Annotated in this window: 10 protein-coding genes; 8 read left to right on the top strand and 2 right to left on the bottom strand. The window is 65.2% G+C overall.

The window, feature by feature from the left end; all coding sequences use genetic code 11:
* The coding region (locus WA702_RS14300; protein WP_425111196.1) for a GntR family transcriptional regulator at window positions 1-347 on the bottom strand (347 nt) is incomplete at its 3' end.
* Window positions 348-430: 83 nt separating this feature from the next.
* On the opposite strand from WA702_RS14300, the gene WA702_RS14305 reads away from it, so the two are divergent.
* The 4 genes from WA702_RS14305 to WA702_RS14320 all read left to right on the top strand — a co-directional run bounded on the left by WA702_RS14305 (window position 431) and on the right by WA702_RS14320 (window position 4,360).
* Window positions 431-1,768 (top strand): MFS transporter, encoded by a 1,338-nt coding sequence (locus tag WA702_RS14305; protein ID WP_425111188.1) that lies wholly within the window; start codon window positions 431-433, stop codon window positions 1,766-1,768.
* Between the two features lie 104 nt (window positions 1,769-1,872).
* A complete protein-coding gene (locus WA702_RS14310; protein ID WP_425111189.1) occupies window positions 1,873-2,271 on the top strand; it encodes a hypothetical protein in 399 nt (132 codons plus the stop codon).
* A gap of 307 nt (window positions 2,272-2,578) precedes the next feature.
* Entirely contained in the window at window positions 2,579-3,754 is a 1,176-nt protein-coding gene (locus tag WA702_RS14315) for a zinc-dependent alcohol dehydrogenase (protein WP_425111190.1), read from the top strand.
* Window positions 3,755-3,769: 15 nt separating this feature from the next.
* Entirely contained in the window at window positions 3,770-4,360 is a 591-nt protein-coding gene (locus WA702_RS14320; protein ID WP_425111191.1) for a hypothetical protein, read from the top strand.
* A 24-nt stretch (window positions 4,361-4,384) separates the two neighbouring features.
* Here WA702_RS14320 and WA702_RS14325 read toward each other — a convergent pair whose 3' ends face one another.
* Entirely contained in the window at window positions 4,385-5,257 is an 873-nt protein-coding gene (locus tag WA702_RS14325; protein ID WP_425111192.1) for a hypothetical protein, read from the bottom strand.
* A gap of 813 nt (window positions 5,258-6,070) precedes the next feature.
* Between WA702_RS14325 and pgm the strand changes: the two genes are divergently transcribed.
* From pgm to WA702_RS14345, 4 genes are all read left to right on the top strand, one after another.
* On the top strand, window positions 6,071-7,711 hold the full coding sequence (gene pgm, locus WA702_RS14330) for a phosphoglucomutase (alpha-D-glucose-1,6-bisphosphate-dependent) (RefSeq protein ID WP_425111193.1): 1,641 nt from the start codon (window positions 6,071-6,073) through the stop codon (window positions 7,709-7,711).
* A 224-nt stretch (window positions 7,712-7,935) separates the two neighbouring features.
* Complete coding sequence (locus WA702_RS14335) at window positions 7,936-9,183, top strand: lytic murein transglycosylase (protein ID WP_425111197.1); 1,248 nt, start codon at window positions 7,936-7,938, stop codon at window positions 9,181-9,183.
* Window positions 9,184-9,452: 269 nt separating this feature from the next.
* Window positions 9,453-9,956, top strand: coding sequence for a DUF1993 domain-containing protein (locus WA702_RS14340; protein ID WP_425111194.1), 504 nt, complete (start codon window positions 9,453-9,455; stop codon window positions 9,954-9,956).
* Between the two features lie 120 nt (window positions 9,957-10,076).
* Window positions 10,077-11,137: alkene reductase (locus WA702_RS14345; protein WP_425111195.1), on the top strand; the 1,061-nt coding region annotated here is incomplete at its 3' end.

The raw sequence follows: 11,137 nt of genomic DNA on the forward strand, positions 1-11,137 counted from the left end.
GAGGCAACCGCCGAGGGTGCGGCGAGCTGCTTGCGCTGCAGGATGCGGCTCTCCGGCACCTTGCGCTCGCCGCTCTCGGAGTGGAAGCGGAAGAAGCGAAACAGCGAGGAGTTGAAGCGGGCGCGCCGCACATAGGTGCCGCGGCCCTGCTGGCGGTCCAAAAGCCCCTCGGCCGCCAGGCAATCAATCGCCTTGCGCACCGTGCCGATCGACACGCCATGGACGGCGGCGAGCTCGGCTTCCGACGGGATCGGATCGCCCGCCTTCCAGTCCTGCGCTGCGATCCGGGCGGCGAGATGGTCGCGCAGGCGCTGATAGAGCGGCAGCCGGGTATCTGACGACATCATATGCGAGGAGAGGGTTGTCATGCAGTCATGTATATGACTACAACGGCCGACAAGCAACGACACCAATCAGGGGGAGGCGTCGCATGGCGCAACCGATCAGCCAGCCACAGGCCACAAGCAGCGCCGATCCGGCGACCACGGCGATCATGTCGAAGATCACCTGGCGCATCGTGCCGTTCCTGATGGTCTGCTACTTCATCGCCTTCATCGATCGCGTCAATGCCGGCTTCGCCGCGTTGCAGATGAACCACGACATCGGGCTGACGCACGCCGCGTTCGGGCTCGGCGGCGGGCTGTTCTACATCACCTATGTGCTGTTCGAGATCCCGAGCAATCTCGCGATGAAAAAGGTCGGCCCGCGGCTGTGGATCGCCCGCATCATGATGAGCTGGGGTCTGGTCGCGGCCGGAATGGCCTTCGTGACCGGCCCGAATTCGTTCTATGCGGTGCGGCTGCTGCTCGGCGCGGCCGAGGCCGGCTTTTTCCCCGGCGTGATCCTGTACCTGACCTACTGGTTCCCGCGCGCCTACCGCGCCCGCATCATCGCGATCTTCATGGTGGCGATCCCGGTCTCGAGCTTCCTCGGCTCGCCGATCTCGGCCGCGCTGCTGCAGGTCGACGGCGTGCTCGGCCTGCGCGGCTGGCAATGGATGTTCATCCTCGAGGCGGTGCCGGCGGTGCTGCTCGGCCTCGCCACCATCTTCGTGCTGCCGGACCGCCCCTCCTCCGCACGCTTCCTGACCCCGCAGGAGCGCGAGCTGGTCGCGCGTGAACTCGCCACCGAGGAGGAGAACGACACCACGGCACCGCGCCACGCTTCGCTGTGGGCGATCATGAGCGACAAATACGTGCTCGCGGCGTCCTTCATCTATGCCGGCGCATCGGGCGCCAGCCAGTGCCTGTCGCTGTGGCAGCCGCAGATCATCAAATCGTTCGGCCTCACCAACATGCAGACCGGCCTCCTGAACTCGATTCCGTTCGGCATCGCCTCGGTGCTGATGATCATCTGGGGCCGGACTTCGGACCGCACCGGCGAGCGCATCTGGCACACCGCGATTCCACTGGCGCTGCTGGCGGCGAGCCTCACGGCGTCGCTCGCGACAAACAGCCTGACTCCGACGATCCTGGTCCTCTGCGTCGCCGTGACCGCGACCTACATCGTCAAGGGACCGTTCTGGGCGCTTTCGACCGAATGGCTGTCAGTGGGCTCGGCCGCGGTCGGCATCGCGCAGATCAACGCGATCGGCAATATCGGCGGCTTCATCGGCACCTGGCTGCTCGGCGTCATCAAGGACGCCACCGGCAGCTATCCGCTCGGGTTGTTGCCGCTGGCGGCGATCTCCGCGGTCGGCTGCATCCTGGTGCTGACGATCGGGCGCGGCCGCATCCGGGTCGGCGCGAATGCGAACGCAGCGACGTAAACCTTTTTCAAAGGTAAGGCGTCGTAAGAGCCGGATTTGCCAAGCATGGCGCGCGATTGCATAGTCGCGCGCCTTCCGTTTATGACGATTCTTGAGGAGCGACCATGGCCGACGCCGACCTGGATGCCGTAATCCGGCAACTGGCCAAACAGCAGAACAAGAGCATTTTGGCGGCGGCGAAGAAGCGGCGCGATCGCTTCAGCGGCATGGCGGTCAAGGCCAAGGACAAGGACGCCAAGGAGCGCTTCAAGATGCTGGCGCGGGAAGCCTTCGAGCAGGCCAATGCCGCCGCGCGCCGTCTGCTGCTCTCGGCCGACAACGCCGCCGACAGCTATGCCCGCGCGATGCGCCAGGCCGCGGTCGCCGAGTTGCCCAAGACGACTGAAAAGAAGGTCGCGAAGAAAGCCGAGCCGCCGACCGGCAAGCCTGCGGCGACAAAAGCGCCCAAGGAATCCAGCAAACCGAAGAAGGCAAACAAGCCGGCCAAGAAGGCAAAGTCCTAAGCCTCCGGTCCGCTGCCTCATAGTTGTCGAAGCGATTCGAGAGGATCGTCTGGACGCGCGGCTTTGCCGCGCCCTCACCACGAGGTCTAAGACGTCGCCGCGAAACAGACCCTCATTCTGACGGTCTGGCGGCTGGCCATCTGGAGGGGTGGCAACACACGGACAGTTCACCGCGAAGGAGCTTCCTCACACGCTATGACCTCTGCCGTCCCGGCGGGTCGCGGCCCGCTCAGAAAGCCAGCGTCCGATAGCAACCATCCCTGCCGATCCGACTTGCCCTGGCGACGGTTCAGCTGGAGGTTCGCGCATGAAAGCGCTGGTTTGGCACGGGAAAGAGGACATTCGCTGCGACACCGTCACCGATCCCGAGATCGAGCATGAGCGCGACGCGATCATCAAAGTGACGAGCTGCGCGATCTGCGGTTCCGACCTGCATTTGTTCCACAACTACATCCCGGCCATGCTGCCTGGCGACATCATGGGCCATGAAGCCATGGGCGAGGTCGTCGAGGTCGGTTCCGGCGTCGATGGCAAGCTGAAAAAGGGCGACCGCATCGTGGTGCCCTTCACCATCATCTGCGGCGAATGTGAGCAGTGCCGGCGCGGCAATTTCTCGGTCTGCGAGACCACCAACCGCAACAAGCATCTCGCCGACAAGGCGTTCGGTCACGCCACCGCGGGCCTGTTCGGCTACACCCATCTGACCGGCGGCTATCCCGGAGGCCAGGCCGAGTATCTCCGTGTCCCCTATGCCGACGCCACCCACATCAAGGTTCCGGACAGCCTGTCGGACGACCAGGCACTGTTTCTCGGCGACATCTTCCCGACCGGCTGGCAGGCGGCGGCGCAATGTGACATCGAGACGACCGACACGGTCGCGATCTGGGGCTGCGGCCCGGTAGGCCAGATGGCGATCCGCAGCGCCCTCCTGCTCGGCGCCAGACAGGTGATCGCAATCGACTGCGTCCCCGAGCGGCTGACAATGGCTGAAGCCGGCGGCGCGATCACGATCAATTTCGAGGACGAAAGCGTCGTCGAGCGGCTGCAGCAGCTGACCGACGGCAAAGGCCCGGAGAAATGCATCGATGCCGTCGGCCTCGAGAGCCATGTCGGCCTCGGTCAGCCCGACACGCTGCTCGACCGCGCCAAGCAGATGGTGATGGCGGAAAGCGACCGGCCCCACGTGTTGCGCGAGGCCATCTATGTCTGCCGTCCCGGCGGCATCATTTCGATCCCGGGCGTTTATAGCGGCTTGGCCGACATGATCCCGATGGGGCCCTTGATGAACAAGGGCCTCACCATCCGCACCGGCCAGACCCACGTCAATCGCTGGACCGATGATCTGCTGCACCGGATCGAAAGCGGACAGATCGATCCGTCCTTCGTCATCACCCACACCGAGCCGCTGGAGCGCGGGCCCGACATGTACCGCGTCTTCCGCAACAAGCAGGACAGCTGCATCAAAGTGGTCTTGAAACCGTAAGGGATGCCGTCACCGATGTTTCAATTTTCCAACCTGGTACGATCCAAAGGCGATCCGAAGATCATCAGCACCGGCGCAAGTTCGCTGACCTCGGCAGACAGGCTGGCGCGCGGCCTCGGCTGGTTCAGCCTGGCGCTCGGTACGGTCGAGTTACTTGCGCCGCACCGTGTCACGGAGATGCTCGGCATGCACGGCAAGGAGCGGCTGGTGCGTGCCTACGGCGTGCGCGAGATCGTCGCCGGCATGACGACGCTGTCGCCGGACAAGAAAGCCGGCTTGTGGAGCCGCGTCGCCGGCGACGGCCTCGACATCGCCACGCTGCTCGCGGAGTTTCGGCTCGACAATCCGCGCCGTGGCAGTGTGCTGGCGGCGCTGATCATGGTAGGCGGCATCACGGCGCTGGACTACATTGCCGCCCAGGACGTCACGATGCAGCACGATCCCAAGCGCGGCAGGCGCCGCTCCTACACCGACCGCAGCGGTTTCCCGAACGGGCTCGCGGCCGCACGTGAGGCGGTGCGCTCGCACAGCGCTGCCAAGGACAGCGCTGCTAAGAACAGCTCTGCCAAGACAAGGACGCAGCCGGTGCCGGCCGGCGCGTCCTGAGATACGCTGGAATCGGTTGCCGCTTTACATCGCCGCCGGCAGCGGGACGCGGAAGGTATTGTAGCCCGCGATCTCCGGAAACGCTTCGGCGGCTTCCGGCGCCACCAGCGCTACGATGGCCGCGGCCACCTCACCGTTGGTGAGACGGTTGATCGCGGTGCCCTTCCCCTGCATAAGCTGGACCTCGGCGGCGCCTGCCGCAGCCATCCCGGCCGCGACCTTGTTGTGGGCCGTGGCATAGCGCTCGTCGATCGCAATGATGCGGCCACGCAGGTCAGAGATCGCCCGCACACCGGGCCGGACCATCAGCACCGCGACGAGTCGCGACGGCGCCGGAACGGCAATGCTCTCGCTGCGCGGGGCCGGGTCCGGCTTGCCGTTCGATGCCGGCAGCGTCGACAGCGCCGTGATGCGGTCGGCAAGCGCGGTCGCAACCGCGACCTGCTCCTGGACCGACGCGCCGCTGGAGTCCGATGATGGCGTCAGCATGGGGACCGGCCGCGCTTCAGGCTGTCGAGCCGGCGCCCCCGCACTCCATTTCGCCAGCGGAATCGCCGGCTCTGCCCCGGCCGTCGGCGTCGCTGCCCCGGCCGGCGTCGCTGCCGGCCTCGCTTCTACGACCTGCGGCTGGCGCGACATCACCTTGTAATGTTCTTCGACGTGGTGACGCACCCGCTTGTGCCGTACGGCGGCTGCTGATCTGTGCCGGTGCGTCCCCGCTGCCCGGCCTGATAATGACGGCTCCTGATGACCGAGTGCCGGCGCGGATTTGACGGCGCAGGGCGCGCCCGCCAGATCGACGCAAGGCGCGGCGGCCTGCAATGGTGGCTGGCGGCTGCAGCCGCCAAGCGCAAGCGCCGCGACCAAGGCCATTGCGCCGTAGTGAAGCGCTCTCACGATATTGCTCCTGCAAGGTTGGACGGCGCGCGAAGTCCGTTTGCATCGCCGGATCTGCTGGCCTCCATTTCTTCCGACAAGCGTTAAACTCAGACTTAAATATCGGCCCCTGCAGCGCACTGAGGCTGGCGATGGTTAATGTAGCACCGACAAAACGGCCGCCCGGACCGGACTAACAGCCGATTGCCGGCCTGAGGTCGGGACGCTGCCACCAAAGGCTGAGTAAATAGCGCGCCACACCCCGGGCGCAACGGCGCAAGGCCCGCTGTCCCTCACCCCAGCCTCAGCGCGAGCGAAGCTCGTCGCGGTCCCGTAAAGGACTTGGATAGGGAGCGCACCGCTTTCTGCGCCGACAGCACGCAAACAATTTCGCGAGTTGGCAAACCTCTTGGGATAGCCCGAAACTCAATCGGCCATGGCATAGGCCTTGCACCAGCCGTCCGGGCTGACCTCGCCCTCCACCACCTTGCAGGCGTTGGGGCGACAAACAGCGTGCAGGTCGCGCAGCTATAGATGCCGTTCGGCGTGCCCTGATATTGTGGTCATCTTGGCCTCGGACTGGGCCCTCACAGATCGGGCCAGTGATCCCTCCGCCATCGCCGTCGCTATGGCGTAACAGGCGATGTGCAAGACCGACCGCCGCGTGCGATTGATGTCCCCTGCTCCCATGTTGCGTTTCTCCGTTGATCGCGCCCGCCGTGCCGGGGCATGGTAGCCGCCCGAGGCGCACAGCTGGTAGAGAGCGGCCGTCGATCTCACCGCACGGGGAACGAAGCGCCGATCGCAATGTTGGAATGAGCTTGAGGACGTCCCATGGCCATGATTGACCCCGCCGCCGGCAAACCGGTCGCAGATGCTGCGCTTGCCAATATCCCGAGGCTGATCACCGACTATTACGCGCTCAAGCCGAACCCGGCGGAGCCGACCCAGCGGGTCGCGTTCGGCACCTCGGGCCATCGCGGCACCTCGTTCAAGACCAGCTTCAACGAGAACCACATCCTAACTACCACGCAGGCGATCTGCGACTATCGCCGCCAGCAGGGCCTCGACGGCCCGCTGTTCATCGGCATCGACACCCATGCGCTGGCGGAGCCGGCGCTGGTCAGCGCGCTGGAAGTGTTCGCCGCCAACGGCGTCGAGGTGATGGTCGACCAGGACCGCGGCTACACGCCGACGCCGGTGATCTCGCACGCGATCATCTCCTACAACAAGGGCCGCAAGGACCATCTCGCCGACGGCGTCGTCGTCACCCCGTCGCACAATCCGCCCGAGGACGGCGGCTACAAATACAACCCGCCGCATGGCGGCCCGGCCGACACCGACGCGACTGGAGAGATCGAGCGCCAGGCCAATACCTACCTCGCCAATGATCTGATCGGCGTTTCGCGGCTCACCTACGAGCAGGCACGCAAATCGGGCTCGGTGCATCCTTACGACTACATGACACCCTACGTTGCCGATCTCGCCAACGTCGTCGATCTCGACGCCATCAAATCCGCCGGCATCAAGATCGGCATCGATCCGCTCGGCGGCGCCGCCGTGCATTACTGGGAGCCGATCATCGAGCGCTACGGCATCGATGCGACGATCGTGAACAAGCGCGTCGATCCGACCTTCCGCTTCATGACCGTGGACTGGGACGGCAAGATCCGGATGGACTGCTCGTCGCCTTACGCGATGGCGAGCTTGATCGGCATGAAGGACAGCTTTGACGTCGCCTTTGCCAACGACACCGACGCCGACCGTCACGGCATCGTCACCCGCTCCGGCGGGCTGATGAACCCGAACCATTTCCTCGCCACCGCGATCTTCTATCTGTTCGGACACCGGCCGGACTGGCGCGCAGATGCCGCTGTAGGCAAGACCATCGTGTCGAGCTCGATCATCAACCGCGTCGCGCAGAAGCTGGGCCGCAAGCTGGTGGAGACGCCGGTCGGCTTCAAATGGTTCGTCGAGGGCTTAAGCTCCGGCAATTTCGGCTTCGCCGGTGAGGAGAGCGCCGGTGCCTCGTTCCTGAAGCGCGACGGCACCGTGTGGACCACCGACAAGGATGGCCCGATCATGGGCCTGCTCGCCGCCGAGATCATGGCCAAGCGCGGCCGCGATCCGAGCGAGCTCTACAAGGAGCTGACATCCGAGCTCGGTGCGCCCGTCTATGCCCGCATCGACGTGCCGGCGACGCCGCCGCAGAAGGCGGCGCTGAAGGCGCTGACGCCGGAGAAGCTCGGCCTGAAGGAGCTCGCCGGCGATCCCGTGCGCGCCGTGCACACCACGGCGCCGGGCAACGGCCAATCGTTCGGCGGCGTCAAGGTCGAAACCGACCAAGGCTGGTTCGCGGCGCGGCCCTCCGGCACCGAGGACGTCAACAAGCTCTATGCCGAAAGTTTTCGCGACGCGGCGCATCTGAAGCGGATTCAAGAAGAAGCGCAGGCGGCGCTGGCGAAAGTGGGATGAGAGTGGGCGAATGGCGAATAGGGAGCGGCGAATAGCAAAGCTTGCCATTCTGCCCTATTCGCCACTCCCATTCGCTACTCGCCCGCCGTTTTCTTTTCACACCGCTTCGGATATCGATGGTTTCATCAGCACATGCCACCGAGCGGTGAGACCGAATGCGAAGTTCCTTGCCTGCCCTGCGAGCCATTTTGACCGCCGTCGCAGCGACCCTCACTTTCGCATCGATGGCCGAGGCCCAATTCGCGCCTGCGCCCGCACCGATCAGCAGAGCGCCCCGCGTCGCGAGGGCACCCGCACCGCGCGCCGCGTCTTGCCATAACGGCCAGAGCTTCGATCGCTTTCTCGCCGAGCTGAAGCAGAAGGCCGCCGCAGACGGCGTGTCGCAGCGCGCGATCGCGGAGGCTTCGCCCTACCTCGTCTACGACCAGGGCATCGTCAACCGCGACCGCGGCCAGCGCGTGTTCGGGCAGCTCTTCACCGAGTTCGCCGGCCGCATGGCTGCGACCTACCGGATGCAGAATGGCCAGCAGCACATCCGCACCTATGCGGCCGCGTTCGCGCGCGCCGAGAAGGAGTATGGCGTGCCGCCGGCCGTCATCGCCGCGTTCTGGGGCCTGGAGAGCGACTTCGGCGCCAACATGGGCAATCTGCCGACGCTGCGCTCGCTGGTGTCGCTGGCCTATGACTGCCGCCGCAGCGAGCGCTTTCAGGGAGAGACCATCGCAGCGCTGAAGGTCATCGACCGCGGCGACCTGTCGCCATCGGAGATGATCGGCTCCTGGGCCGGCGAGCTCGGGCAGACGCAATTCCTGCCGACGCATTATGTGAACTACGCGGTCGACTATGACGGCGATGGCCGTCGCAATCTGCTGCGCAGCGCCCCCGATGTGATCGGCTCGACCGCGAACTACATCGCCAACGGATTGAAGTGGCGACGCGGCGAGCCGTGGCTGGAAGAGATCAGGCTGCCGCAAGACTTCCCCTGGGAGCAGGCCGACCTCACCATCAAGGCGCCACGCAGCAAATGGATCAGCCTCGGCGTCACCTATCCCGATGGACGGCGGCTCGCTAACGACAATCTCGAAGCCTCCGTGTTGCTGCCGATCGGCCGAAACGGCCCGGCGTTCCTCGCCTACGCCAATTTCGCCGCCTACACCGAATGGAATAACTCGCTGATCTACTCGACCACGGCCGGCTACCTGGCGAGCCGGATCGCCGGCGCGCCGCCGATGCGGCGGCCCACAGGTCCGGTCGCGCAACTGCCGTTCAACCAGATCAAGGAGCTGCAGCAGCTCCTGGTGCGCGCCGGCTTCGATGTCGGCAAAATCGACGGCGTGCTCGGCCAGCAGAGCCGCACCGCGATCAAGGCGATGCAGGTGAAATATGGCCTGCCGGCCGATTCCTGGCCGACGGCGGAGCTGGTGGCGCGGATGCGCGGCGGCCCTCGGGCGCAGGCAGAACCGGCACAGTAGCCGTCATTGCGAGCCAACGGGTCCGCGCGGACGCGCAGCCCGATGACAGGCTCCGCGAAGCAATCCAAGCTCTTCGTTTTGCGGCCCTCTGGATCGCTTCGTCGCTTCGCTCCTCGACGGGCAGCCCCCACCGTCCAGATCGACGCGACAGGCACGGGGATCGACGTCTAAAAAAATCGAAGAAAGATGCAGTTGCATTCTCTTGGAAGCCGCCCCATGTCGGAGGTGGAGCGCTTTATTGCGACCTCCTCCATTCACGAGAGCATCCCATGTCCTTTTATGACGCCACTGTTTCCGCCTATCTCCCGATCCTTACCAGCCTGTCCGGCCTGCTTGCCAAGGCCGAGGCCCATTGCGAGGCGAAGAAAATCCAGCCCGAGGTGATGCTGAATGCGCGGCTCTATCCGGACATGCTACCGTTCACCAAACAGATCCAGCTCGCCTGCGATGCCGCCGCCAGGGGCTGCGCGCGGCTGACGCAGAGCGCGATTCCCTCGAATCCGGACACGGAGACCAGCTTCGCCGAGCTGCGCCAGCGTCTGGCTAAGACCATCGACTATCTGAAGACCTTCAAGCCGGAGCAGTTCGAGGGTGCCGACAGCAAGGATGTCACCTTCCCGAGCGGCCCAAGCGCCACCACGACGCTGAAGGGCCAGGACTTCGTCAACCGCGTCTCGTTCCCGAATTTCTATTTCCATGCCGCGATCGCCCACGGCCTGCTGCGTCACAACGGCGTCGAGATCGGCAAGCGCGATTTCCTCGGCGTCGCCTGAGCATCCGGCCGAGCCAAGCGGCGAAATCGCCGCGCGCCGCTGCGCTTGGCGTATGGTTCCGCCATTGGCCCACTTTGTGACCACGCACACCTCTCCATCATTCACCACTGGAAAAAGCACATGAGCCAGCCCTCCAAACTGTTCGAGCCTTACAAGCTTGGCGCGATCACGCTCTCCAACCGCATCGCCATGGCGCCGCTGACCCGCAACCGCGCGGTCGAAGGGCTGGTACCCAGCCCGTTGGCCATCGACTATTATGGCCAGCGCGCCTCCGCAGGCCTCCTGATCTCGGAGGCGACCCAGATCTCGCAGCAAGGCCAGGGTTACCAGGACACCCCCGGCATCTATTCCAAGGAGCAGGTGGCCGGCTGGCGCAAAGTCACCGATCGCGTGCATGAAAAGGGCGGCCGCATCTATCTGCAGCTCTGGCACGTCGGTCGCATCTCGCACGTCTCGCTGCAGCCGAACGGCGGCGCACCGGTCGCGCCGTCCGCGATCCACGCCAAGACCAAGACCTTCGTCGGCGGCGCCTTTGCCGATGTCTCGGCGCCCCGCGCGCTCGAGCTGCCCGAAATTCCGGGCATCATCGACGGCTTCCGCAAGGGTGCCGCCAACGCGATCGAAGCGGGCTTTGACGGCGTGGAAATCCACGGCGCCAACGGCTATTTGCTCGACCAATTCGCCAAGGACGGCACCAACAAGCGCACCGACGCCTATGGCGGATCGATCGAGAACCGCGCCAAGCTGATGCTCGAGGTCTCCAAGGCGGTGACGTCCGAGATCGGCGCCGACCGGACCGGCATCCGCATCTCGCCGGTGACGCCGGCCAACGACGTCTCCGATAGCAATCCCCAGCCGCTGTTCGATTACATCGTCGATGGGCTGAACGCGCTCAAGCTGGTCTATATCCACGTCATCGAGGGCGCGACCGGCGGCCCGCGCGACGTCGCGCCGTTCGACTACGCCTCGTTGCGCAAGCGCTTCAAGGGCACCTACATGGCCAACAACGGCTATGACCTGGCGCTCGCCAATCAGATGGTCGATTCCGGTGCCGCCGACATGATCGCGTTCGGCAAGCTGTTCATCTCCAACCCCGACCTGGTCGACCGGTTGAAGGCCGGCGCGCCGCTGAACGATTTCGACAAGGCCACCTTCTACGGCGGCGGCGCCAAGGGCTACAC

It is taken from the genome of Bradyrhizobium sp., from assembly GCF_049798375.1.
Lineage (GTDB): Bacteria > Pseudomonadota > Alphaproteobacteria > Rhizobiales > Xanthobacteraceae > Bradyrhizobium.